This window comes from uncultured Kushneria sp., from assembly GCF_947497025.1.
Classification (GTDB): domain Bacteria; phylum Pseudomonadota; class Gammaproteobacteria; order Pseudomonadales; family Halomonadaceae; genus Kushneria.
The window spans coordinates 511,604-537,638 of record NZ_CANMFC010000002.1 but is presented as its reverse complement, the minus strand read 5'-3'; the positions used below and the strand labels follow the sequence as shown (position 1 = coordinate 537,638).

Annotated in this window: 19 protein-coding genes and 1 riboswitch; of the genes, 3 read left to right on the top strand and 16 right to left on the bottom strand. The window is 59.2% G+C overall.

From position 1 onward, the window contains the following. Positions 1 to 4: 4 nt before the first annotated feature. The 7 genes from selB to Q0931_RS05725 form a co-directional block, all read right to left on the bottom strand. Positions 5 to 1,936: a selenocysteine-specific translation elongation factor gene (gene selB / locus Q0931_RS05755; RefSeq protein ID WP_299258161.1), complete on the bottom strand. Its 1,932-nt coding sequence runs from the start codon at positions 1,934 to 1,936 to the stop codon at positions 5 to 7. After that, positions 1,933 to 3,351 (bottom strand): L-seryl-tRNA(Sec) selenium transferase, encoded by a 1,419-nt coding sequence (gene selA, locus Q0931_RS05750; protein WP_299258159.1) that lies wholly within the window; start codon positions 3,349 to 3,351, stop codon positions 1,933 to 1,935. Before selA ends, selB begins: the two co-directional genes overlap by 4 nt. A gap of 274 nt (positions 3,352 to 3,625) precedes the next feature. Continuing rightward, the gene (fdhE, locus tag Q0931_RS05745; RefSeq protein WP_299258157.1) at positions 3,626 to 4,567 is read right to left on the bottom strand and encodes a formate dehydrogenase accessory protein FdhE; all 942 of its coding nucleotides are present in this window, start codon (positions 4,565 to 4,567) and stop codon (positions 3,626 to 3,628) included. Continuing rightward, on the bottom strand, positions 4,545 to 5,261 hold the full coding sequence (locus tag Q0931_RS05740) for a formate dehydrogenase subunit gamma (RefSeq protein ID WP_299258155.1): 717 nt from the start codon (positions 5,259 to 5,261) through the stop codon (positions 4,545 to 4,547). The genes fdhE and Q0931_RS05740 overlap by 23 nt, the downstream gene beginning before the upstream one ends. After that, complete coding sequence (gene fdxH, locus Q0931_RS05735; protein WP_299258153.1) at positions 5,258 to 6,205, bottom strand: formate dehydrogenase subunit beta; 948 nt, start codon at positions 6,203 to 6,205, stop codon at positions 5,258 to 5,260. The genes Q0931_RS05740 and fdxH overlap by 4 nt, the downstream gene beginning before the upstream one ends. A 10-nt stretch (positions 6,206 to 6,215) precedes the next feature. Then, positions 6,216 to 9,293 (bottom strand): formate dehydrogenase-N subunit alpha, encoded by a 3,078-nt coding sequence (gene fdnG, locus Q0931_RS05730; protein WP_299258151.1) that lies wholly within the window; start codon positions 9,291 to 9,293, stop codon positions 6,216 to 6,218. Positions 9,294 to 9,648: 355 nt separating this feature from the next. Then, the gene (locus tag Q0931_RS05725) at positions 9,649 to 10,494 is read right to left on the bottom strand and encodes a UDP-2,3-diacylglucosamine diphosphatase (RefSeq protein WP_299258149.1); all 846 of its coding nucleotides are present in this window, start codon (positions 10,492 to 10,494) and stop codon (positions 9,649 to 9,651) included. Between the two features lie 175 nt (positions 10,495 to 10,669). On the opposite strand from Q0931_RS05725, the gene Q0931_RS05720 reads away from it, so the two are divergent. Together Q0931_RS05720 and polX are read left to right on the top strand one after the other, a co-directional pair. Beyond that, on the top strand, positions 10,670 to 11,794 hold the full coding sequence (locus Q0931_RS05720) for a glycerol dehydrogenase (protein WP_299258147.1): 1,125 nt from the start codon (positions 10,670 to 10,672) through the stop codon (positions 11,792 to 11,794). Positions 11,795 to 11,974: 180 nt separating this feature from the next. Continuing rightward, positions 11,975 to 13,687, top strand: coding sequence for a DNA polymerase/3'-5' exonuclease PolX (gene polX / locus Q0931_RS05715; protein WP_299258145.1), 1,713 nt, complete (start codon positions 11,975 to 11,977; stop codon positions 13,685 to 13,687). 16 nt (positions 13,688 to 13,703) lie between these two features. Here polX and Q0931_RS05710 read toward each other — a convergent pair whose 3' ends face one another. The 4 genes from Q0931_RS05710 to metK form a co-directional block, all read right to left on the bottom strand. After that, positions 13,704 to 14,300 carry a HupE/UreJ family protein gene (locus Q0931_RS05710; protein ID WP_299258143.1) on the bottom strand — a complete coding sequence of 199 codons (597 nt, stop codon included), beginning with the start codon at positions 14,298 to 14,300 and terminating at the stop codon, positions 13,704 to 13,706. Positions 14,301 to 14,568: 268 nt separating this feature from the next. Beyond that, the gene (gene ahcY / locus Q0931_RS05705) at positions 14,569 to 15,972 is read right to left on the bottom strand and encodes an adenosylhomocysteinase (protein WP_299258141.1); all 1,404 of its coding nucleotides are present in this window, start codon (positions 15,970 to 15,972) and stop codon (positions 14,569 to 14,571) included. 14 nt (positions 15,973 to 15,986) lie between these two features. Then, positions 15,987 to 16,068, bottom strand: a riboswitch (S-adenosyl-L-homocysteine riboswitch). A gap of 145 nt (positions 16,069 to 16,213) precedes the next feature. Next, positions 16,214 to 17,479, bottom strand: coding sequence for a sodium:proton antiporter (locus Q0931_RS05700; protein ID WP_299258139.1), 1,266 nt, complete (start codon positions 17,477 to 17,479; stop codon positions 16,214 to 16,216). Positions 17,480 to 17,635: 156 nt separating this feature from the next. Then, a complete protein-coding gene (gene metK, locus Q0931_RS05695) occupies positions 17,636 to 18,856 on the bottom strand; it encodes a methionine adenosyltransferase (protein ID WP_299258137.1) in 1,221 nt (406 codons plus the stop codon). 337 nt (positions 18,857 to 19,193) lie between these two features. Between metK and Q0931_RS05690 the strand changes: the two genes are divergently transcribed. Next, positions 19,194 to 20,198, top strand: coding sequence for a beta-propeller fold lactonase family protein (locus Q0931_RS05690; RefSeq protein WP_299258135.1), 1,005 nt, complete (start codon positions 19,194 to 19,196; stop codon positions 20,196 to 20,198). A 45-nt stretch (positions 20,199 to 20,243) separates the two neighbouring features. On the opposite strand, the gene Q0931_RS05685 is transcribed toward Q0931_RS05690, so the two are convergent. The 5 genes from Q0931_RS05685 to Q0931_RS05665 form a co-directional block, all read right to left on the bottom strand. Beyond that, positions 20,244 to 20,993 (bottom strand): GolD/DthD family dehydrogenase, encoded by a 750-nt coding sequence (locus Q0931_RS05685; RefSeq protein ID WP_299258133.1) that lies wholly within the window; start codon positions 20,991 to 20,993, stop codon positions 20,244 to 20,246. Positions 20,994 to 21,017: 24 nt separating this feature from the next. Next, positions 21,018 to 22,328: an MFS transporter gene (locus tag Q0931_RS05680; RefSeq protein WP_299258131.1), complete on the bottom strand. Its 1,311-nt coding sequence runs from the start codon at positions 22,326 to 22,328 to the stop codon at positions 21,018 to 21,020. 91 nt (positions 22,329 to 22,419) lie between these two features. Next, positions 22,420 to 23,529, bottom strand: a complete 1,110-nt coding sequence (locus Q0931_RS05675; protein ID WP_299258129.1) for an alcohol dehydrogenase catalytic domain-containing protein — start codon at positions 23,527 to 23,529, stop codon at positions 22,420 to 22,422. Between the two features lie 333 nt (positions 23,530 to 23,862). Further along, positions 23,863 to 24,825, bottom strand: coding sequence for a D-ribose ABC transporter substrate-binding protein (locus Q0931_RS05670; protein ID WP_299258127.1), 963 nt, complete (start codon positions 24,823 to 24,825; stop codon positions 23,863 to 23,865). 67 nt (positions 24,826 to 24,892) lie between these two features. Continuing rightward, positions 24,893 to 26,008, bottom strand: a complete 1,116-nt coding sequence (locus Q0931_RS05665) for an ABC transporter permease (protein WP_299258126.1) — start codon at positions 26,006 to 26,008, stop codon at positions 24,893 to 24,895. Positions 26,009 to 26,035 lie beyond the last annotated feature (27 nt).

The following is a 26,035-nucleotide window of genomic DNA, read 5'->3' as shown; positions in this document are numbered from 1 at the left end:
GTAATTAATGCCACATGTCGGCCCGACGTACGACATGATCATCGCGCACCCGCCGTGTATAGCCAATTCGATCAAAAAATTCCAGAATCATGACGGCCAGCTTGCGTCCGATACCCAATTGATCACGAAAGCTGGCCACATGTGCCGCGCCCTGTGTCTGCTCAAGCTGTTGGATCATGTCGGCCATCTCGGAGACGGACCGGGCGAGGAAGAAATGATCGCGGCGCACATGATAGACCCGACCCAGGCGCGCCGCCGAGGTCAACACCTGACGCACCTGTCCCTCTTCAATACCGGTCATTCCCACCAGATCCCGCACTCTGGGCGGATCAAAGGGCGTTGCAGCAAGATACGGCTGGATCTGCTGCCACAGTGTCTCTTCCTCATCGGACAGCGCCGCCTGATGCTCCGGCAGCGACAAAAAGGGGCCATGCTGTTTCAGCATTCCTGTCGTCATCAGCGGCTGAACAATCTGGCGAAACAGCGCACTGGGAAGCCCCGGCATGACCTGACGGCGCAGACGCTCGCGTTCGGTGCCCAGCATGGCCGGCTCACGCTCGTGATTGTCAGCGACCACCTCGAGTATGCGCACTCGAAGTGACTCCAGTGCCTGCGGTGAAAAGGCTCGCATCTCCTGGCCAGCACTGATGACCCATGCCCCCAGCGCCTCGAACTCCCGGGCCAGCGAGGCGGGGGTACGATTGAAGTTCCGCGCCAGGCCATAAACGTCCGGGCCGTCCGGGCGCAGCGTCAGAGCCACTTTAAGCGGTTCAGCCAGAGAGATACCTGCGGGGCTGGCCATGACCGCCTGACGACAGCTCTCCAGCCACTGAAGCCGTGCCTTTGAGCGCTGACCGCGGCGCGGCGGTGTGCCGTCAAGCACGACAGCGCCACCAATGGTATACCGTGCGCCATGATCGCGAACGATCACGCGATCCCCCAGGCAGGCATGCAGAGGTGATTCCAGAATCATCTGTGCCAGCATGCGTCCGCCGGGCAGCAGCTGCTGGCCTTCCAGCAGGGAAATACGCCCGGTAACGTGCGATGCCCCCAGATGCAGATGCACACCCGACCAGTGACTCAGAGGGGGCGCATCTTCCAGCAGCTCCAGAGCAATATCCACGCGCGTCAGCGACGGTGTCGGCAGGGCCTGAGCCACCACCCAGTCACCGCGTTGAACGATCTCCCGGTCGATGCCCGGCCCTGCCAGGTTCAGGGCAAGCCTGTCTCCCTGGCGGGCATGTTCTGCTACGCGCCCCTGGCGTCGAAGTCCCCTGACACGGGCACCATGATCGGATGGAAACAATCTGACGCTGTCTCCAACCGAGATCTCGCCGGCCACGACCGTGCCCGTGACCACAAGCCCTGAACCGGTTTTGGTAAAGGCACGATCCACGGCCATGCGGAAGTTGCCCTGCGTGACTTCGGCATCGCTGGCCTGAGCCCGTCTCCAGAGTTCGTCCTTGAGCGCGGCGATACCCTCACCGGTCCGACTGGAAACTTCAAAGACCCGCGAGTCTTCCAGCGGCGAGCCGGCCAGAAGGGCCTGAATTTCCTCATGCACCTCCAGAACCCGCTGCCGCTCGACCAGGTCACACTTGGTCAGCGCCACCACACCGCGATCGATGCCCAGCAGACGCAGTATCTGCAGATGCTCCCGGGTCTGTGGCATGACGCCATCATCGGCCGCCACAACCAGCAGCATGGTATCAATACCTGCCACGCCCGAAAGCATGTTGTGGATAAACCTTTCATGCCCGGGCACATCGATAAACCCGAGTTCGAAATCGTCAGACATCTCCGGGTAGGCATAGCCGGCCTCGATGGTCAGGCCGCGGGCCTGCTCTTCGCTCAGACGGTCGGTGCTGATGCCGGTCAGCGAGTGAATCAGGGCTGTCTTGCCATGATCAACATGGCCTGCCGTTCCTACGATCATGATCCGGTTTTCCGATTGAGCGAGAGATGACAGAGCTGCTCCACGAAGGCGCGCTCCTCGGCCTCGCCCTGAAGACAGCGCAGATCAAGCCAGAGCGCCCCATCATGCCGTCGTCCAATGACAGGTCTTGGCAGTTGTCTGAAAGCGGTTTCAATCAGGCGCAAGCTGCGCTCCCCTGCGCGGCGCTCATGCGTGGTCGATGCCACCACGAGCGCATGACTGGGCAGGCGATCCACCGGCAAGGCACCACTGCCCAGCTGGCTTTTGCATGAGGCGATGCTGACCTGCATATCGGGTAGATGCTCGACAAGGGCCGGCAGCAGACGCTCGGCCGTGGCGGCAATATCGTCCTGCGAACGTGTCAGCAGCGTCAGTGTCGGGATATCGCGCTCGATCTCGTCGCTGTCACGGTAAAGCTGCAGGGTGGCCTCCAGCGCGCTCATGATCAGCTTGTCGACACGCAGCGCGCGCTTGAGCGGATGCCGCCGGATACGATCGATATAGTCACGACTGCCTACGATCAGGCCACACTGGGGGCCGCCAAGCAGCTTGTCACCGCTGAAGGTCACCACGTCTGCTCCAGCCTCGATACTCTGGCGAGGACGGGCCTCATCGGGCAGCCCCAGCGCGGCCATATCCGTAAGCGCCCCACTGCCCAGATCGACAATGAAGGGCACTTCCCGGGCATGTGCAATGCGGGCCAGCTCGCTCTCTTCAACGGCGGCCGTAAAGCCTTCAACAGCGTAGTTGGAGGTATGCGCCTTGAAGATCATGCCGGTGGCCTCTCCCATGGCCTGCTCGAAATCGCGCGCGTGGGTGCGATTGGTGGTCCCGACTTCGCGCAGATAACAGCCGGAGGTGTGCATGATGTCGGGCAGGCGAAACGAGCCCCCGATTTCAATGAGCTCCCCGCGTGAAATGACGGCTTCACGACCGGCCCCCAGCGCCGACAGCGTCAGCACGACGGCGGCAGCATTATTGTTGACCACGGTGGCGGCTTCAGCTCCGGTCAGCTCGCATAAAAGCGATTCAACGACGTGATCGCGATCCCCCCGCTGTCCGCTGTCGATGTCGTACTCCAGCGCCAGGGAATATCGGGCGGCCCGGGTCATGGCCGCGATGGCAGGCTCGGCCAGCGGTGCCCGCCCCAGATTGGTATGGATGACGGTACCGGTCAGGTTGAAAACGCTGGGCGCACTGGAGGCGCTCAATGACCGGGCCATACCAAGTGCCTGCGTGACCAGCTGTTCCGGCTCGAGAAGCGTGGCACCAGCCCGGGAAAGCCGCTGGCGTTCGCTGGCAAGCAGGTCGCGCACGGCACGTCTTTTAAGACGGTGGCTGATCTGCGAGCGCTCCATCGCCTGATGGGACAGCAGCACATCCACTGCCGGCAGGTAACGACGCAGGTCATCCATCAGGGGCTCCTTTCATGAGGTCGGGGCGAGAGCATTCATAAAAACACGTCTCATCCTGTCATGCAGACTCTGCCATCCATTGAAGGTCCGGCAGGGCCGCAGGAAGGGTAATGTACTGAAATCGGACCATACGGTACACGATCATTCAAGCCGGTCATCATCCATTAAAAAAGTATTGAAACAAGTAGCATACATTTTCTACAGAGACCGTTTTGATATAACCGCATAAAAAACGCGCTCATATTGAGCGCGTTTACAAAGCCAGACATGAGGATCAGCCAGCAATCAGCCAGGGATTGTAGCTGCTGCGTCCGATATCACGTTCGCGGGCAATCATGATATCCAGCCCCAGACTTGCCAGATCGTCGGCCAGGGCATCGGCATCCACCTCGGTATCGCGATGGATGATCTTCACGTAGCTTTGGCAGTCGCCACAGGTTTCCGCCCTGATCGGTAGCGGACGCTTGCCATCCTCGCCCTCAAGACCGACATAATCCAGCTTGCCGGTTTCAAAGCAGGTCGTGCAGCGGGCCCGTTCCATGTACCACTCGGCAGCACAGATCGAGCACTGCATGTAGCGTACGCGGGAACGCTCACGCCCTACCTGAATGAGACTGGCCACTGGCAATGCACCACAGCAGGGACATACCGTCTGGGCCGTGCCCTCTGCGCGCTTCGGCGGACGGGGAAGCACGGAGCACTGGCGAAGCCATGCCACCTGCAGGACGGCTGCCACCAGTGGCATGAAGGCACGGGTATCCTGCGTCCCCCTGCCGGCATTGAGCACCTCGGTCGCGATCTCTCGGCGCGCCCCGTGATCGAGCTGGCGCAGCTGGCGGATCAACTGCTGCTGCGCCTGCCCCACGTTGAGCTCCAGTGCGTCACACAAAGCGTCCAGATCTTCCTGCCAGTCCAGATCAGCCTGCAGCGACTGAACCGAAAGTGGCGGCATGCCGTGTTCAAGAGCCAGATCAAAGGCCTGACTGTCCGGCTGAAAGGTGCTGGTGCGTTTTTGCAACACCTGATGCTGAGCCTGCGCCAGGCGCGCAGCAAAGCCGAGAAAATCGGCCATCGAACGCATGCGTCTGGAAAGATCACGCAGGCGTCGCGCCCGATGACTGAAAAGACGTCGTTCGGGCAGCACCACGACGGGGGGTTCAACGACCCCGCCGGGGATAGCACCGTAATCATGTTCAGCCTGATGTTCGGCCGTCATGGCGAGCTCCGTGATGGGATGTCGTGTCACGCTCGGAAGCGTTCTCGTCTCCCGCACGCTGCGAGGGCTTTTTCATTTCGTCTTCATACCAGAGCGGATGGTGATGTTTCGCCCAGGCATGAGTGACGTGACCGCGGGTCATGGCCTTGATCGAGCCCTTGACCCAGATGGCGGCATACACATGCACGATGATGGTCGCAATACCGATAAAAGCGGCCAGTGCATGCACAAGACTCGCCACGCGAATCAGCGGAATGGGGAAGAATCCGGCAAACCAGGGCCGCCACATGATCACACCCGTGATCAACAGCACCGGAATACAGAGGATCAGCGCCCAATACACCATCTTCTGACCCGGATTGTACTTGCCAATCGGCGGCAGCTTGTCATCCCGGTTGTTGAGCACATCGCCCATCTGTCGCATCCACTGCACATCGTTTTTCATCAGCAGATTGTATTTGAGCTGTCGCACCGCAATGATGACGAACAGCACAAACAACACTACGCCGATGAAGGGGTGCAGCACTCGCGACCAGACCGGTCCGCCCAGTGTATTACTCAAAAAGAAAAACGGCGGATGGAAGAAGGCAAGTCCTGACAGCGTCAGCAGGATAAAAGCGCCTGCCATTGCCCAGTGATTGGCCCGGGTACCCGGGCCGTAACGCAGCATGGTCTTTTGTTTCTTGAAATTCATGACCGATGCTCCTCTTCACGTGAGACATGATGATGGTCATCGCCTTCGCCGAACATCTCTTCATCCGTAGGCTCTTCCTTCGGGCCCTTGGTGATGTAGTGGAAGAAGCCGGCAAACGCCGTGATCCCCAGAATGGCGGACATGATGGGCTTGGTAACGCCCTTCCAGGCGCCGACGACCGGCGAAATGCGTGGATCCTTCGGCAGACCGTGATAGAGCCCGGGCTCGTCATGATGATGCAACACATACATGACGTGCGTGCCGCCTACACCCGCCGGATCGTAGATCCCGGCCTTTTCAAAACCACGTTCCTTCAGGTCATTCACGCGCTTGTCGGCGCGCGCCAGCATGTCCTTCTTGCTGCCAAACTCGATGCAGTTGGTCGGGCAGGCCTTGACGCAGGCCGGTTCCAGTCCAACATTGACACGATCGGAGCACAGGGTGCACTTGTAGGACTTGCTGTCCTTTTCCGAGATGCGCGGAATGTTGAACGGGCAACCGGTAATACAGTAGCCACAGCCAATGCAGTTATTGGAATCGAAGTCGACGATACCGTTGGCGTACTGCACGATGGCACCGGGAGCCGGGCAGGCTTCAAGACAGCCCGGTTCGGCACAATGCATGCAGCCATCCTTGCGAATCAGCCAGGACAACTGCTTGTCCTTGCTTTCGCTTGAACCGCCCACGGCCTCCATTTCCACTTCGTTGAACCGCATGACGGTCCAGGACTCGGCGGTCAGGTCCATGGGGTTGTCATACACCCCATGACATTCGCCCACGTCATCACGAAGGTCATTCCACTCCATGCAGGCGACCTGGCAGGCCTTGCAACCGATGCACTTGGAGACATCGATCAGCTTGGCCACTTCCACCACGTTGTCGCGCGCATGGGGTGCCGGCAGTGTCGTCGCGGAGCGGGCAACGATATTTTGTGAATTGATCATATGCCCTCCCTTATGCCTTTTCGACCTTGACGATGAATGACTTGTATTCCGGTGTCTGGGTATTGGCATCGCCCACAACCGGCGTCAGCGCATTGGCCAGATAGCCCTTTTTCGCCACGCCCGTGAAGCCCCAGTGAATCGGAATACCCACGTGATGCACGTCGCGATCACCAATACGCATGGGCTGCATACGTTTGGTTACCACGGCGACAGCCTTGATAAAGCCCCGGTTGGAAGAGACCCTTACCCAGTCACCGGCGACCACTCCAATCTCTTCAGCCAGCTGATGACTGATCTCCACAAACTGCTCCGGCTGCACGACCGCATTGAGTTTTGCGTGCTTGGTCCAGTAGTGGAAATGCTCGGTCAGGCGATAGGTCGTGGCCGCATGCGGAAACTCTTCTCGAGTTCCCAGATCCGCGCGATCCTTGTCGAAGATACGTCCCGCCGGATTGTTTCTCGCCAGCGGGTTGTTCGGATGCAGCGGATTGTTGTCGATCGGCGACTCGTACGGCTCATAGTGCTCGGGGAACGGGCCATCGACCATGCTCTGTCCAGCGAAGAAGTTACCGCCACCGGAAGGCTGCATGATAAACGGACCCACACCCTCCGAGGGTGCCGACGTCAGCGGAAAGTCGGGGACATCGGCCCCGATCCAGCGGCCCTGCTCGCTACTCCACCAGACAAATGCCTTCTCCCTGCCCCAGGGCCGGCCCTGCGTATCGGCACTGGCACGGTTGTAGAGTACGCGTCGATTGGCCGGCCATGCCCATGCCCAGCCCAGCGTATTGCCGGTACCGTATGGATCGGAGTTGTCGCGACGCGCCATCTGGTTGCCGTCCTGCGTCCAGGCACCGGAAAATATCCAGCAACCCGAAGCCGTACGGCCATCAGCGGTCATTTCCGAGAAGCTCGACAGCAACTCGCCGGCTCGGCGGGTCACGTTACCGTTGTCATCGGTCAGATCGACCAGCGCACGCCCGTTGTACTCCTGCGCCAGCTCTTCCGAGGACGGTGCTTCGGGAATGTTGTAGTCCCATTTCAGATTCAGGATCGGATCGGGGAAAACACCCCCTTCCTGACGGTAGAGCTCGCGAATACGGATAAAAAGATCACCCATGATGCGAGTATCAGGACGTGCTTCACCCGGTCCGGGTGCGGCAGCCCAGTGCCACTGCAGCCAGCGGGCACTGTTGACGATCGAGCCGTCATCCTCGGCAAAGCAGGTGGTCGGTAGACGAATCACCTCGGTCTGAATCTGGCTCGAATCGACGTCGTTGTATTCGCCGTAGTTCTTCCAGAACTCGCTGGTTTCCGTATTCAACGGATCCATGACGACCAGATACTTGAGTCTGGACAGTCCTTCGGTGACCTTCTGACGATTGGGAAACGATGCCAGCGGGTTAAAGCCCTGACAGAAATACCCGTTGATCTCACCCTTGTACATGCGATCAAAGGTATCCAGCACGTCATAAAGCGGTCTGGAAAGCTTCGGCAACCAATCAAAACACCAGTTGTTGCCTTCGTTGGCGGCATCGCCAAACCAGGATTTCATCAGGCTGACATGGAATTTCTCGTAGTTTTTCCAGTACGAGACTTCACCTTCCAGGATCGGTTGCTTGGCACGCTTTTTGATATAAGCCGGATAGTCCTGCTCGCCCGCGTTGGCCAGCGACATATAGCCCGGCAACAGCTGAGAAAGCAGCCCCAGATCGGTCAGCCCCTGAATGTTGGAGTGACCGCGCAGGGCATTCACCCCGCCCCCCGGCATCCCCATATTGCCCAGCAACAGCTGGACCATGGCGGCCGTACGGATGATCTGCGAACCAATCGAATGCTGCGTCCAGCCCAGCGCATAGAGCATCGTCATGGTCTTGTGCGGCACGGCCATCTTGCCGATTTCCGCCCAGATATGTTCGATGTGCTCTCTGGGCATGCCACAGATGCTCGACACCGTATCGATGTCATAGCGGCTGTAGTGCTCACGCATCAACTGATAGACGCATCTGGGGTGTTGAAGCGACGTGTCGCGCAGGGCATAGCCGTCATCACCGAGCTTATACATCCACGATGACTTGTCATCATAGGAGTGCTGATCCGGGTTGTAGCCGGTAAAGATGCCGTCTTCAAAGCCGTAGTCGTCATGCACGATCAGCGAGGCATCGGTGTAGTTGAGGACATACTCGTGCTGTACCTGATCGGTCGTGATCAGGTAATGAATCAAACCGCCCAGAAACGTGATGTCAGTCCCGGTACGGATAAAGGCCTTGTAGTCTGCCACTGCACAGGTACGCGTATAGCGCGGATCAATGCAGATCAGCTTGGCCTTGTTGTGCTCAATGGCCTCGGTAACCCAGCGAAAGCCCACGGGGTGAGCCTCGGCAGAATTGCCGCCCATTGAAAGAATCAGATTGGCATTGCGGATGTCGACCCAGTGATTGGTCATCGCACCGCGACCGAATGTTGGGGCAAGACCTGCCACCGTCGGTCCGTGTCAGACGCGCGCCTGGTTGTCGAACGCTACCATGCCAAGGTTACGCACCACCTTGTGGGTGATGTAACCCGCCTCATTGGAGGAACCCGAAGCGGCCAGAAAGCCGGTCGTGGTCCAATGATTGACCGTGCCACCGTTTTCGTCACGCTCGACAAAATTGGCATCACGATCATCCTTGATGTAGCGCGCAATCTTGTCGAGCGCCTCATCCCAGCTGACGCGCTTCCACTCGCTCGAGCCCGGTGCACGGACCTGCGGGTACTCAAGACGCCCTTCGCTGCGCACGAAATCGAGAAGCCCCGAGCCCTTCGGGCACAGAGAGCCGCGAGAGACCGGATGATCCGGGTCGCCCTCGATGTGGAAGACTTCCTGGCGAGCATTTTTGGAACCGTCGCCATGGCTATAGATCAGGATGCCGCAGCCCACCGAGCAATAGGTGCAATTGTTGCGGGTTTCCTTGGCGTGCGTCAGCTTGAACTGGCGCACGGATGCTTCAGCGGACTCCGGGGCAAACCCCATCATCGCCATGCTGGAAGAGGCCACACCGGCCGCCCCCAGCTTGAAGAACTGTCTTCGGGTTACATTAACCGTCATGGGTCAATCTCCTCATCGCCTGCCGGGTTACCGGCTATCAGGGCGGGCAGGCGTCATGCTTGAACATCGACCATTGGCCGATGTGACCAGTCACTGTTTATCGGCATGACTTCGCCGATTATTAATACTTCCCATGATTGGGATAATTTTTATCAGGTGATGCGAATAAAGAAGGGATAGGGAAATAGTCATGCGGCTGGCGTCGTGAGGACAAAATGCCGCATCAGCCGATTTTCAGGGACATTGTACGTTTTGTCATCATCGGGTTTCAAAAGTAAACGCCATAATTTTTTATGACCATTAAAATCCGATTTGATTCAATCAGTTACGAGAAATCGCCGGCATTAATTTTATTTTAACCAGAAGTTGTTCCGGTCTCCTCATCGGCCAGCCAGTCCTCTGCCTCGGTTTTTTCACGGTGCCCGGAAGGCGGCCTGGGGTCATCTACCAGCGTCTGGTTCTGCCAGTCAACCAGGCGCAGCCGACCATCAAACTCTTCGACCAGGGCGGTACAGTTTTCTACCCAGTCACCGTCGTTACAGTACACAAAACCTTCACACTCGCCGAAAAAAGGGATGTGAATATGGCCACCGATGTAGCCATCCACCTCTTCACGACGTACGCGCGCCAGTGCCGATTGACGAAAGGCACCGGCAAAGTGTTTGACGTTGCCTGAACGCCGCTTGAGCGCCGCCGACAGCGACCAGTACGGACGCCCCAGGCGACGACGGGCCTGCACGGTCCAGCGATTGGTGCGTCGCATGGTATGCAGTGCCATCTCACCTACTACCAGCTTCCATCGTGGCGCCTTGAAGTGGCCATCGAACTCGTCCCCATGGCTGACCAGCAGCCGCCTGCCATCCTTTGTGACATGGATGGCGTCGCGCCGGACTTCGATATTGCGAAAGGTTTCGCCACAGAAGGTACGAAAGGCAGCGTCGTGATTGCCCGGGATATAGATCACCTCGCAGCCGGTACGTGCCAACCGCAGGATATGGCGCACCAGCCGCTGCTGATGGGCATCCAGTACCGATATGGCCCGACGCTTCATGGCAATCAGATCAAAGACATCGCCAACCAGATAAAGCCGCTCGGGGCGCACCAGCTGCATCAGGTTGAGCAGCAGCTGTGCCTGGGCATCAGGTGTGCCCAGATGAAGATCGGACACAAACAGGGTGCGTGCATTGGGCCTTCGGGCCATCGGATCCTCCCGGACAGTCTCGACAACGCATTACCTGCGTCACGTTAAACACCTTCAATGACAGACAATTATCGACATAACATCGACATCCGTCGAATCGTCGCACGTGGCAGACCACAGGGGCAGCTACACTCATTTTGCACTCATCCTATCGCCATACCGAAGGAGACTCCTGATGTCCGCTCCCAGCGAGAAGGTCTTTATCAGCCCCGGCCGCTATGTCCAGGGCGCCAACACACTCTCCCGCGCCGGCCACTATGTGTCGCAACTGGGTCGGCAGGCGCTGGTCATTGCCGATGATTTCGTCTGGAAAATGGCAGGCCAGGCGTTGAGTGACAGCCTCAAGAGCAGTGGCATCGGCTTTGAGCGCGCCATCTTTGAAGGCGAATCCTCCACGGCTGAAATTGACCGGCTGATTCAACAGGGCGAAAAGCTCAGGGCGGATGTGGTCATCGGTCTTGGCGGTGGCAAGACCCTGGATACGGCCAAGGGTGTGGCCGACAGGATGAATGCCGCCTGTGCGGTCCTGCCCACCACCGCCTCAACGGATGCCCCGACCAGCGCGCTGTCCGTGATCTACAGCGATGAGGGCGAGTTCGAATCCTACCGCTTTTACAACAAGAATCCCGATCTGGTGCTGGTCGATACCGCCATTATCGTCAAGGCACCACCGCGCTTTCTGGCTTCCGGCATCGCCGATGCGCTGGCCACCTGGGTCGAGGCACGCGCCGCCATTCGCGCCTGTGCCACCAACATGGCCGGCGGCCAGGCCACCCTTCTGGGCCAGACCATCGGCGAAAAGTGTGAAGAAGTCCTGTTTGATCACGCCCTGCTCGCCTGGCAGGCCAACCAGGCCGGGATCGTGACGCCTTCTTTTGAAGCCGTGGTCGAAGCCAACACGCTTTTGAGCGGACTGGGCTTTGAAAGCGGCGGTCTGGCCGGCGCGCATGCCATCCACAACGGCTTTACCGCCCTGCATGGCGATATCCACGAGCTCACTCACGGTGAAAAGGTCGCGTACGGCACCATGGCCCAACTGATTCTGGATCAGACGCCGCAGGCCGAACTGGAAGAGTATCTGGATCTCTATCTGGCCCTGGGCCTGCCGATGACGCTGGAGGCGCTCAAGCTCAGGGACGTCAGCGACGAAGACCTGTATCGCGTGGCCGAGGCCGCACTCAAAGAAGGCGAGTCGATCCACAACCTGGCCTATACGCTCACGCCGGACCAGGTCGTCTACGCCATCAAGGCGGTCGACGTTCATGCGCGAGCCTACATGGAAAAGCTTGGCTGGGAGTGACCCCAGGCCTTCAAGCCTCAACCGTCTGAACAGCTGTCTGAAAAAGGGCCGCCCCGCGGCCCTCTTTCAAACCTGTCATCAACGGTCACAGACCACCGGAAACGAAAAAAGGCCGGCGCACCGCTATGCTGATAGCAGTTCTGCCCTCTTTTCATGTGACCGGACCGGAAGCCGAGACTCATGCAAAACGCCGATATCGCCCGTACCCTTAACCGCCTGGCCAATCTGCTGGATATCGAAGGTGCCAACGCCTTCCGTGTGCGCGCCTATCGAAGTGCCGCACAGACCATTGAATCCCACCCTCATGCCCTGCAGGAGATGGTGGCCCGCGGCAAGCCACTGACCGAGCTGTCCGGTATCGGCCGCGATCTGGCCGAGAAGATTACCGAGCTGATCAATACGGGCCACCTCACGGTACTTGAGGACGCCGAAAAGCGTCTGCCGCCCGGGCTTTTGCAACTGATGCGGGTCAGCCAGCTGGGACCAAAACGCGTGCGTCATCTTTTTGAGGCGCTGGGCATCGATAGTCTTGAGGCCCTGAAACAGGCTGCACGGGAAGGTCGTATCAGCGCGCTTGAAGGCTTTGGCCCAAAAACCGAAGCCGGCATTCTCAGAGAGGCCGAGCGTATCGATGAGATCCCGCCACGTGCGCGACTCGACCAGGCCCATCAGGCCGCTGCCGATCTAATCGCCTGGCTCGAACATGCAGGTAGTGCACAGCGCATCAGTGCGGCGGGTAGTCTGAGACGCGGCCGCGACACTGTCGGCGATCTCGACATTCTGGTCAGCAGCGATGATGGCTCGGCGATCATGGCGCACTTGCTGGACTACCCGGAGCTTGCCGAAACCGTCTCGCACGGCGAAACGAAATCCACCGTTCATCTGCACTCGGGCCTGCAGGTGGATGTACGCGTGGTGGCCGATGAAAGCTTTGGCGCCGCCCTTTACTATTTTACCGGCTCGCAGGCACACAACATCGCCACCCGCAAGATGGCCACCGAGCGTGGACTCAAGATCAACGAGTACGGCATTTACAAGGGGAAAAAACAGCTGGCAGGCCGTACCGAAGAAGACGTTCTATCACGGATCGACCTGCCCTGGATTCCGCCGGAGCTGCGGGAAAACCGTGGCGAGATCGAGGCCGCCCGGGAGGGTACGCTACCAGAGCTTGTTACCCTGGAGGATATCCGCGGTGATCTGCACATGCATACCACCGCCTCCGACGGCAAGGCAAGCCTTGAAGACATGGTGCACGCCGCCAAAAGTCGCGGCTATCGCTATATTGCCATCACCGATCACTCCAAACGTCTGGCCATGGCCAACGGTCTGGACGCCAAACGCCTGCGCGAGCAGATGGCAGAAATCGACACGCTCAACGAGCGCCTGAAGAACTTTACCGTTTTGAAAGGCAACGAGGTCGATATCCTGGAGGATGGCTCTCTTGACCTTCCCGATGACGTGCTCAGGGAGCTCGACATCTGCGTCTTCTCGGTGCACTCGAAGTTCAATCTATCCAGGGAGAAACAGACCCAACGTATCCTGCGCGCCATGGACAACCCCCATGTCAATATTCTGGCGCACCCCACCGGTCGCATTATCAACGGCCGGGAGGGATATGATGTGGATGTCGAGGCCGTACTGCGCGGGGCCAAAGAGCGCGGCGTCTTTCTTGAAATCAACGCTCAACCCGCCCGTCTTGATCTCGCCGATCGCTGGGCACGCATGGCACGTGACATCGGCGTGGCCCTTGCCATCAATACCGATGCCCACTCGACCGAGCAACTGGGACACATGGCACTCGGCGTGACGCAGGCCCGTCGCGGCTGGCTTGAAAAAAAGGACGTGCTCAATACCCGCACCGTCACACAGCTCAAAAAACTGATGAGGCGCTAACGGGACGGCCAGGTGCTCAGGTGGCACCGAATATCAAAAGTGCTCCGCTGGCAGTAATGGCTGCACCGCTGGCACGTTGTATCCAACGCGCACCATTGCCACGAGCGACGGTCAGGGCCATCAACACCCCAAGGCCGTGCAGTGCCGCCGTGGAAAGCATGAACCCCGTCAGATAGGGCCCGACGTGACCACTGGCTTCGGTCGCGTGAGCATGGCCATGCAGTACGGCAAAAAGCCCGATGCACAGCAGTGAAATACGGGTGAATGCCATGGGTTGCTGTTGGCCACCTGTCAGTGTCAGTAGCCCGAAAATCATCACGGAAAGCAGGATGCCGGGCTCTACCAGGGGCAGACCCACCCCTGCCCAGCCCAGTAGCGCGCCACCGCCCATGGCGATCATGAAGGTCAGGGGTGCGACCAGCACACGCTTTGGCATGACAAATCCGGCCCAGAGCCCTACCGCGACCATGGCCAGTAGATGGTCCATCCCGGTCAGCGGATGCAAAAGCCCGGCCGTCAACCCCGAGCCATGCTCGTGGCCGGGATGTGCCATTGCCGGCAGGGAAAGCATCATCAGCGTGCCTGTCAGTGCGAAGGCCTGAGGGAAGCGCATACGGTTATCCTCTAAAGGTTGATTCAGTCGTCCGGCCTGTCACGGGGCAGACCATGACCATTTGCAGACAGGCCATTATGTCGTACTTGCCCGTCAGGCCCGGCTCACTACGACGAAGGGTTAAAGTGTCGCGGTACGCCGTGCGCTGCCTGTCATCGATACAATGCCTTCCCCGGCAATAAAAAACGCCCCGGGGGCCCGCTCAAGCGGCCCCGGGGCGTTCATGTCGTGGATCAAACCAGGCCTGAAGGCCCGGTCAGCCACTCACTCAGTAGCGATACTCATGCGGCTTGAACGGCCCTTCCTGCGGCACGCCCAGATACTCGGCCTGCTTCGGAGTCATTTTGGTGAGCGTGCCACCAAAACCTTCGACCATGTAGCGGGCGACTTCTTCGTCCAGCTGCTTGGGCAGCACTTCTACCGTCACGGCCGGACGCTCATCGACGGGGATATCGGCAAAACGGCGCTCATACAGATGGATCTGTGCCAGCACCTGGTCGGCAAAGGAGCCGTCCATGACGCGCGACGGGTGGCCGGTCGCGTTGCCCAGATTGACCAGACGCCCTTCGGAGAGCAGCAGCAGGTAGTCATCGCTGGTCGGGTCAAAGTTGCCCGGCGTGCCGTCGCGATAGATCTTGTGGACCTGCGGCTTGATCTCTTCCCACGCCCAGTGCTTGCGCATATAGGCGGTGTCGATCTCGTTATCGAAGTGGCCGATGTTGCAGACCACCGCGCCCTTCTTGATCGCGCCCAGCATGCCGGCGTCGCAGACATTGATGTTGCCGGTCGTGGTCACCAGCACATCGATCTTGCCCAGCATGTACGTATCGAGGTTGTTGCCGGACTCATCGTTGGCACCATCGATGTAGGGCGAGACGACCTCATAGCCGTCCATGCAGGCCTGCATGGCGCAGATCGGATCGACTTCGCTGACCTTGACGATCATGCCTTCGTTGCGAAGACCGGCCGCCGAGCCCTTGCCCACGTCACCATAACCGATGACCAGCGCCTGCTTGCCGGAGAGCAGATGATCAAGACCGCGCTTGATGGCGTCCGACAGCGAGTGGCGGCAGCCATACTTGTTGTCGTTTTTCGACTTGGTGACCGAGTCGTTAACGTTGATGGCCGGCACACGCAGCGTGCCCTTGCGCATCATTTCGACCAGGCGATGTACCCCGGTGGTGGTCTCTTCGCTGATGCCGTGAATGGCATCGAGAAGTTCGGGATGCTCATCGTGGAGCATCAGGGTCAGATCGCCGCCATCGTCGAGCACCATGTTCGGGCGCCAGCCCTCCGGTCCCTCGATGGTCTGCTGGATGCACCACCAGAACTCCTCCTCGGTCTCGCCCTTCCAGGCAAAGACCGGTATACCGGCGGCGGCAATGGCCGCGGCGGCCTGATCCTGGGTCGAGAAGATGTTGCACGAGGACCAGCGGACGCTGGCCCCCAGCTCGATCAGCGTCTCGATCAGCACCGCGGTCTGAATGGTCATGTGGATGCAGCCGGCAATACGGGCGCCCTTGAGCGGCTGCTGATCACGATACTTGGCGCGAATCTTCATCAGCGCCGGCATTTCGGTCTCGGCGATGCGAATCTCGCGGCGGCCCCAGTCGGCCAGACTGATATCGGCGACCTTATAGTCCTGATGGACGGCGTTTTCGGCAGTAGCCATGAAACACTCCTGGCAGATAGCGGGCGCCGTTGAATCCGGAGTATCCAGCCCGAGCCTCGCAAAAGTCGTGCCTTTGCTGCAGCGCCCCTCGGGCGGACATGACGTCCCACAAAAACGTGGGATATGAAAATCTGATGCAAATTATAGCGGGCCGGCGCCTTTGATGGTCAATACCGAAGGTAAAAGCTGCCCGCCCGCTATCGCAGTATCGGCCCCAAAATCATCAACACGAGGTGACGACTCAATGATTTTTCGATTCTTTTGACGATTCACCAACGCCTGGCACCACATGCCCGACCAGCTTGCCGATGGTCAGTCCCTGCACCAGAATCGAGAACAGCACGATGATGTAAGTGATCATCACGATCGGCTCGCGATACTCGCTGTCCGGCAGGCCCAGTGCCAGCGCTACCGAAATACCGCCGCGCAGCCCGCCCCAGGTCAGGACCCGCGTCGTGCCACGGCGATAGTCGACCCAGTGGCGCATCACCATCATGGGCAGCCCGATGGTGACAAGCCGTACCGTCAGAATGATCACGATCAGCGGCGCGGCCACCATCAGGTAGCTCCATTCGAAGGGAATCAGCAGAAGTTCAAGGCCGATCAGGACAAACAGTACCGCGTTGAGAGTCTCGTCGATCAGCTCCCAGAAGCCATCCACATAGCGACGGGTATTGTCCGACATGGCATGCTCGCGTCCGCGATTGCCGATAAAGAGTCCCGCGACCACCATCACGATCGGTCCGGACACTTCAAGCCAGGTGGCCAGCGCATAACCGCCCAGCACCAGCGCCAGACTGACCAGCACCTCAACCTGATACTGATCGATACTTTTCATCATTCGATAGGCGATATAGCCCATCGCCAGCCCCAGCAGCAGCCCACCGCCGGCCTCTTCGGCAAAAAGCGTCAGTGAATGCATGGGGGTGAGCTGCTCACCGGCCGTTACCGCGCCGACCAGCAGGGTAAAAACCACCACCGCCACGCCGTCATTGAACAGCGACTCGCCCACGATCTTGATCTCCATATCCTCCGGAGCCCCGGCGCTTTGCATGATGCCCAGCACCGCGATTGGATCCGTCGGCGAAATCAGCGCACCAAAGACGAGACAGTAGAGATACGGCACCTCGATATGAAAGGTGGCAAACAGCCACCAGGCCGCACTGCCGATGGCGAGCGTCGAGACTACCACGCCGACCGAGGCCAGAAAGCCGATCGACCAGCGATAGCGCTTGAGCTTGTCGATATCCACATGCAAGGCACCGGCAAACAGCAGAAACGACAGCATGCCGTCCATCAAAAGCGCATTGAAATTGATACTACCCAGCCACTGCTCGGCCATATCAGTGACATAGGTAAAGCCCAGATGGTCCAGTGCGATCAGCCCCAGCGATGCCAAAAGGGCGATCACCATGACCCCGATGGTGGCCGGCAGGCGAACGAAACGATAGTTGAACCACGCAAAAAGCGCAGTGATGGTAATAAACAGTGCTGCAATATTAAGCATGGGATTCCGTCTGTTCGGTCAGATAGACGCCTGTATGATTGATCCGTAACAATTAGAGCGCGAATCGAAGTGTGGTCATGAGCATAGCCCACGCTCAGCCACAAAAAAGCCCACGCTGGCGTGGGCTTGATCACATCAACCGGGCGGGATGGCGTATCAGAGTCCGGCTGCGTCCCGCAGCGTCTCGGCACGGTCAATCTTCTCCCAGGGGAAGGCGGTGAAGGTCTCGGTCTGTTCCTCACCGTTGACGTCGCGCCAGGTATAGGTGTGCTCGAACGGCTCACGGCCGAAGTGCCCATAGGAAGCGGTAAGCTGATACATCGGATGCAAAAGATCCAGCATCCGGGTAATCGCGTAGGGGCGCAGGTCAAAGTGCTCGCGTACCAGCTCGATGATCTTGTCATCGCTGATTTTGCCGGTGCCAAAGGTATTGATGGCCACCGAGGTCGGCTCGGCCACACCGATGGCGTAGGACACCTGAATCTCGCACTTCTCGGCAATCCCGGAGGCCACCACGTTCTTGGCCACATAGCGTCCGGCATAAGCTGCGCTGCGGTCCACCTTGGACGGGTCCTTGCCGGAGAAGGCGCCGCCACCGTGACGCGCCATGCCACCATAGGTATCCACGATGATCTTGCGCCCTGTCAGACCGCAATCGCCCACCGGCCCGCCGATCACGAACTTGCCGGTCGGATTGATGTGAAAACGGGTCGTCTCGGTGATCCACTCGGCCGGCAGCACATCACGAATGATCAGCTCTTCAACGGCGTGACGCAGCTCTTCCTGCGAGATGCTCTCGTCATGCTGCGTTGACAGCACGACCGCATCGACGGCGACCGGCTTGCCATCCTCGCCGTAGCGAAAGGTCACCTGACTCTTGGCATCCGGGCGCAGCCAGGAAAGCGTACCGTTCTTGCGAAGCTCCGACTGCCGCTCGACCAGGCGATGCGAATAATGGATCGGCGCCGGCATATAGGACGGCGTCTCACTGGTGGCATAGCCAAACATCAGCCCCTGGTCACCTGCACCCTGATCTTCTGGTTTGGAGCGGTCCACGCCCTGCGCGATATCGATGCTCTGCTTGCCGATCAGATTGAGCACGCCACAGGTGGCACCATCAAAGCCGACTTCGGAAGAGGTATAGCCGATATCCGAAATCACGCGGCGCACCAGGTCCTCAAGATCCACCCAGGCGCTGGTGGTGATCTCGCCGGCCACGATCGCGACTCCCGTCTTGACCAGCGTCTCGCACGCCACACGCGCCTGCTTGTCCCGGGCAATCAGGGCATCAAGCACTGCATCGGAGATCTGATCGGCAATCTTGTCAGGATGTCCTTCGGAGACGGATTCGGAGGTAAACAGGGAGTATTCGCTCATGAAAGCTCTGGGTCCTTGTATCGCTCATTGATGAGCAGGAAATATGAAAAGTCAGTCCGTCCTGCACGCCGCAGACGTCCTGTCATGAATGTGGATACCGATACTCTCGGCACAGTGCGAAAAGTTTACACCCGGTAAAAGCAAAGTGCCTAACCCACGTCCGTGCAATGTCTTCATGGTCATCACGCAGGATGTTCATGCCGAACCGACGCCACTTGAGATGCCAGACCATGGTTGATGACGTCTTCACAGGCGCAGGACCCTACAATCACGGACTGGATTAAAGGGTGCACGGCTGTAACCCTTGTCCCTTCACGTTCAACATCAGGATGGGCACATGTCATCATCGCAATCCCTTTTTGCCTATATCGGCTGTGGCGGCGCCGGCGAGGTTTGTCTGGTGCGCTATGCACACGAGCGTCTTGAACTGATCCAGCGCGTCACACTCCCCGACCTTGAAAAGGCCGGTGGCTCCATGCCGCTGTGCCTGAGTCCTGATCAGCGCCATCTGTATGCCGCCGGCCGCGGCACCCCCATGGGCATTTTCACCTTTGCCATTGATGCACAGAGCCATCAACTGACGCCGGTATCGACCTTTCCCATCCATGAAAGCGTCGCCTACCTGGCCTGCTCGGCGCAGGATGGCCGCCTCTTTTCGGCCTCCTATCACCATCATCTGGTGGCTGCCTACGAGATTTCCCGGGAAGGCGCTGTACAGGGCGAGCAGGGCCGGTGGAATACCGAACCCAATGCCCACTGCATTCTCCCGGACCCGGATCAGCGCAACCTGCTGTTCACCAGCCTCGGCGGCGATCGCCTCTACTGCGCCAGCCTTGAAACCCAGCCTCCCTTTAAAGACACGATCGAGGTTGCGCTGCCCGACGGTACCGGGCCCAGACACCTGATCTTCAATGCCGCCGGCACACAGCTTTATCTGCTCGGCGAGCTGGATGGCTCCATTACGCTATTTGACTACGACAGCAGCACTCGAACCCTGAACAAGCGACAGCGGGTCGTGGTGGACAAGGGCAATGCCGACAAATTCTGGGCGGCGGACATTCATCTCGACGCCGAAGGGCGCTATCTGTACGCCTCCGAGCGCAGCAGCTCGCTGATCACCTCTTTTGCCGTCGATGCCGACAGCGGCGAACTCACTCGCATCGGCGCCTTTGACGTCGAGGCGCAGCCCCGAGGCTTTGCGCTGGAGGCTACTGGGAAGATTATGCTGGTGGCCGGCCAGCAATCCCATCATGTGGCCGCCTATCGTCTCGATGAGGGAAGGCTTGAGTTCATCGACCGCGTGGAAGTCGCCCAGTCCCCGGACTGGGTCGAGATACGCTGAAGAGAGCCCGCCGCGTGCAAGCACCTGCGGCGGGGTCTGACATGGCTAGCTTATGGTATAGCCACCATCAACCAGCAGATTTTCACCTGACACCATCGAGGCGCCCGGCGAAGCCAGCCAGGCGACCGCATTGGCGATCTCTTCCGGCTCGGCGAAGCGGCGCATCGGCATTCGCGATCGAGCTGCTTCACCGGCGTCATTATCCCAGGCGGTGCGCCCCAGTTCGGTCATGACAATGGTGGGCGAGACAGCATTGACCCGCACACCCCGTGGTGACCACTCAAGCGCCAGTGAACGTGTCAAGGCAATCACACCGGCCTTGCTGACCCCATAGGCCAGATGCTGGTCCAGCGCCATCACTCCCGCCTTCGAGGCCATGTTGATAATCACGCCCGCCTCGCGGGACAACATGGTACGTCCCACAATCTGACTGGTGAGAAAGACACCCTTGAGGTTAATATCAAGCGTTTTGTCCCAGTCCTGCTCGCTCAGCGTTTCGGCCGGTGACAAGGCCACCACACCAGCATTGTTGATCAGGATATCGATACTTCCCAGCTGCGACTCGATCTGCTCAACCACCCGTTCCAGCGCTGTCTCGTCCGTGACATCCGCCACTACCGCCAGGCTGCCCTGAAAGGTTTTGGCTGTCTCATGTACCGACTCGTCACGATCCAGCAGGACCAGCGTTGCTCCCTGCCGGGCAAGCGCCCGACAGATGGCAAGCCCGATACCGTTAGCCGCACCGGTTACCAGCGCCACCCTGCCATCCAGTCGATATGGGTCCATGTCGCTCATGCGTATCTCCCGCCAATGAAACGTTTATCCGGTCTCTCGCTGTTCGGCATTATCACTTTGATCCACCTTCAGCCAGTGCAGCATCACAAAGGCACAGGCGTAGAGCCCCACGAAGGTCCAGACCACGCCGGTATTGCCGACCAGTGGCTGCATGACTGCCACCACGCCGGTCCCCAGGAAGATGGCACCACCGGCAGCCGTGGTATACATCGCCATCGCCGCCCCCTTGTGGGCGGGTACCAGTGCGGGCATGATCGCGCCCATCGGCACGAAACCGGCCAGCATGATGCCGAACACGGTGCCGGCAACAAGTGAGGCAAAATAGCCCCAGTCGGAGCCTGCCGGCACCATGTGCGGCACATACCACCACAGCAAGAGCCCTGCAGCAGAGCCCACCACGCCAAACCAGCGCACTGTGCGCGTCCAGCCCCACTTATCACCCAGCGCGCCGAAAGCGGCGTTGAATAAAATGTTGCCGGCGTAAACCACCGAGGTCATCACCAGCCAGCGCGACTGCCCCCAACCCATCTCATCAGCAATGACCGAAGGCAGGATGACGAACATGCCAAATTCCGGCGCCGTGTTGATCAGGCGCACCAGAAAGCCCATCGCCACTTTCGGTTCGCGAAAGGTCAGGCGCAGGCCACTGGTCATGACATCAAGGGCAGATTCGTCCTCGGGGGCCAGCCGCAAGCGGCCGGTAGGCTCACGTACGCCAAACCAGGCCAGCATAAATCCGAGTGTTACCAACCCCAGGGAAGCCCACATGGTGGCCGCTTCCCCCAAACGGCCGCCGCCAAAGGCGGGAATGGCGAGAACCGCAAAAAGCGAGCCCAGCGTCGGCAGCCCCCCGGTGAACATCACGTAGAACCAGCCCACCGCGGCCCCATTGCGCCGGCGTGGCGATACGGCGTTGATCCAGACCAGAAAGGCAAAGGCGAACAGCGGAAAACCAAAGCCGCGAAAGAAATAGCTTAAAAAGACCAGCGATACTGAATCGATGCTCAGAGCGAGCAAAAAAAGAATCTCGAATACGACCCAGACGCCAAAGCCCAGCAGCATGACGCGGCGTGGACCAAACAGATCCGCCAGCGCGCCGGACAGATAGGACGCAATCAGAACCGCCAGGCTGTACATGGCAATGATGGTCGGTACCAGCGGCGCCCCCGCCGCTCCGAGCGCGCTGCTCATGTGGGGCGCGATAAAGTTGGACTCGACACCGTTACCGGTCATGAAAATCAGGACGCCGAGAAAGCCCCAGCGCAGGCTGTGGGGAATCCCCACACGGTCAAGACGGCTCTCCCCCGCCTCACTCGCAACCGCTTTGGTGGACATGACAGTTTCCGTAGGCTGTATGGATTTGATCCGGAAGTACGCGCATAAAAAAACAGCGCGGCATGGCGGCCGCGCTGTCTCGAATCTGCACTCAGGGAACCAGTACGATCTTCAGTGACTTCGCCCCGTTGGTCATGAGCTCAAAGCCTTCCTCGAACTTTTCCAGCGGCATTTTGTGGGTCACGACCCCCTCGGTGGGGAAGTCGCCGTTCTTGATGCCCTCGATCACCAGCGGATAGCAGTACGGCCCCAGATGCGAACCCAGCACGTCCAGCTCCTTGCGATCGGAGATGATGCTCCAGTCCACGCTTACCGGATCCTTGAAGACGCTGAACTCGACGAAGCGGCCGAGCTTTCGAATCATCGAGAGCCCCTGTTCGACCGACTTTGGATGCCCCGTAGCTTCGATATAAACATCGCAACCGTAGCCGCCGGTCATCTCCTTGATGATCGACACCACGTCGTCGTTTTTGGGATTGAGCACCATATCGGCGCCAAATTTTTTGGCCAGCTCCAGACGCTCGTCAAAAAGATCCAGTACGATCAGTTTTTCGGCCCCGGCCTTTTTGGCGGCACCCACCATGCCAAGCCCCAGAGTGCCAGCGCCCGAGAGCACGACCACATCCCCCAGCTCGATTCTGGCGCGCTGTACGGCGTGCAGAGAACAGGCATAGGGCTCGATCAGGATGGCCTTTTCCAACGGCAGCTCTTCGGGCACATGGTAGTTGATCGCCTCCTTCGTGAACTTCATGTACTCGGCCATGCCGCCGTTCACGTTATTCTGGAAACCGTAGAGGTCATGCTTTTCGCACATCCAGTACTGGCCGCGGTTGCAAAAGCGGCAATCCCAGCAGGGGACAATCTGCTCAGAGATCACGCGATCACCGGGCTTGTAGTCCTTGACGGCATCGCCAACCTTCACCACCCGACCGATAAACTCGTGACCCGGAATCATCGGCGCCTTGATGTAGGCCGGCTGATACTCATCCCCCCAGAAACTCGGCGCGCCGTCAAAGGACTTGATATCGCCGGCACAGATGCCACAGCCCTCGACCTTGACCAGAATCTCGCGATCATTGTCGAGCTCAGGGACCGGCACCTCCTCATAGCGATAATCGCCAGGGCCATAGGCCACCACGGCGTGCATGGTTTTGGGAATCTCGTGCTGGGAGACGTTGTTCTGCGTCAGCGTGTCAGACATGATCACCTCGTTGCGGGCTGCAAGCATCATTTGTTCCTGCCATGGACAAATGAAATAACGCTGCAAGCAGCAGCGGGTCAATCAAATGACCGCCCTGCAAGCCTTAGACTTTAGCACAATAAGCTATAGGTATTTGATTAAAGGCGCTTTTTTAAGAAGCCTAACGACGAATGTCTCATTCGATTGTCATGACATAAAACGTGTATTGAACGATCAATTATTGAACATTTGAACAATCGCTGGCCCGGCTTTTTCCTGACACAGGTCAGCATCAACAAAAAAAGCCGCCATAAAAGGCGGCTTTGGTTCCGGTCCAGAACACAATGTTGACGCTTACTGTTCCAACACGAAGGGTGAGGTGACCTGGTCAACATTTTCGGGCGTGATCAGCAGGCAGTCAAAAAGCTGCTTTTCACCGTTCAGACCGGTCTCCCCGGTACGAATGAACTGATCGGCCAGTTCCACGGCGCGCTTTGAAAACACGGCCACCGGCTGCAGTACGGTATAGGCCATATCACCATCCTTGACCGCCTGCACCGCATCCGGCGAGCCGTCAAAACCGCCGACCACGACATCCTTGAGCTTGCCCGACTCGCGCAGAGCGGCGATGGCGCCCAGCGCCATCTCGTCGTTACCGCTGATCAGCCCCTGAATGTCCGGATTGGCCTGCAACATGCTCTGAGTCTTGTTGTAGCCCTGAGTACGGTCCCAGTTGGCCACGTCGGACGCGACCAGCTCGAAGTCCGGATACTGGGTCAACACGGTCTGATAGCCATTGGAGCGGGTGGCAGCGTTATTGTCAGAAGGCGCCCCCTTGAGCTCGACATAGCGGGCGCTGTCGCCCACGGCCTCGACCCACTGCTGCGCGCCCAGTGCCGCCCCCTGAGCGTTATTGGACACCAGCTGGGCCTTCGCCAGCCCCTGCTGGTTGATCTCGGCATTGACGATAAAGACCGGAATGCCGGCGTTGACCGCCTTTTTAACCGCGCCTACCGAGCCATCAGCGTTGGCCGGATCAAGAATGATCGCTTTCGCCTGGTTGGTGATCGCAGTATCCACCTGGCGGCTTTCAGCGTTGGTATCGCCCTTGTGGGCGCTGACGTTGGCGCTGTAACCCATCTCTTCGGCCGTTTGGCGGGCAATCTGACCTTCCGTCAGCCAGTACGGATTGGAGGTGTCATTGACGATGATCGAGATCAATCCCTTCTGTTGATCCTGGGCCAGTGCGCTTCCCCCGACCACCATGGCGCCGATGGCCAGGCCCGCCATTAAAAGACGTTTTCCCTTTCTCAACATGATGTTTCCCCTTGCCTTGACAGTTGATGTACCGGCGAACCGGTCTTTCGATACCGCCCGAGCCGGCTTACGCTGTCCCGGACGACGGTGAAGCCTTCTGATGCTCGGTACTGGCAGCACGCTTTTTGCGAGGCTTGTACTGAATGCTGTTCAAAAGCACTGCCAGCACGATCACCGCACCCATGAACACGGTCTGCCAGTAGGAGGAAACCCCGATGATGACCAGCCCATCGGAGAGAAACCCGATCACGAACGCGCCCAACAGCGTACCGCGTACGTTACCGCGCCCCCCGGTCAGTGCCGCACCGCCGATCACCACCCCGGCAATCGCGGTCAGCTCATAGGTCGTACCGGCTGTCGGCCCGGCCGAGGTCAGCTGAGAGGAGAGCACCAGCCCCGCGATGGCAGCACACACCCCGGACAGCACATACACCCACACCTGCACCCGCTTGACCGGCACCCCGGAAAGCTCCGCAGCCCGTGCGTTGCCACCAGTGGCGTAGACCCAGCGCCCAAAGGGCGTACGGTTGAGTGCAAACATGCAGGCAATCGCCACCGCCGCGAAGATCAACACACCTACCGGCACCCCGAACAGCCGGTTGAAGCCCAGCCAGTCAAAGCCCGTATTGCCAAACTCCGGGTTGCCGCCCAGATTGTTGTAGGTCAGGCCATCGGTCATCAACAGCGCAGCGCCCCGCGCCACATAGAGCGTGCCCAGCGTCGCGACAAAGGCCGGCACTCGAAAGATCGACACCAGCACACCGTTGATCATGCCCACGAAGGCACCCAGCACGCAGGTCAGCACCACGACCGCCCAGACCGGCGGATAGAGCGTCACGCCGAAGGCATCTACCGACACCCCCTGCATCAAAAAGCCCGCCATGACCCCACAAAGTCCCATGGTCGAGCCCACCGACAGATCGATACCGCCGGTCAGGATGACCAGCAGCATGCCGATCGAAAGCAGTCCGAAGATGGCCACGTGGGACGACATGGTCAAAAAGTTATTGGTCGAAAAATAGACCGGCGACAGGATCGAAAAGATGATGATGATGGCGATCAGGGCAAAAAAGGCTCGCCCCTCAAGAAGAATGCGCCCCAGATCAAACCCGCCGCTGCGACCTGACGCCGAGCGCGGAGAGGAGGCGTTGGCGGATGAAGCACCCTGTTGAACATCGGACATGGTAGTGATCCCTGCTATAACACGTAT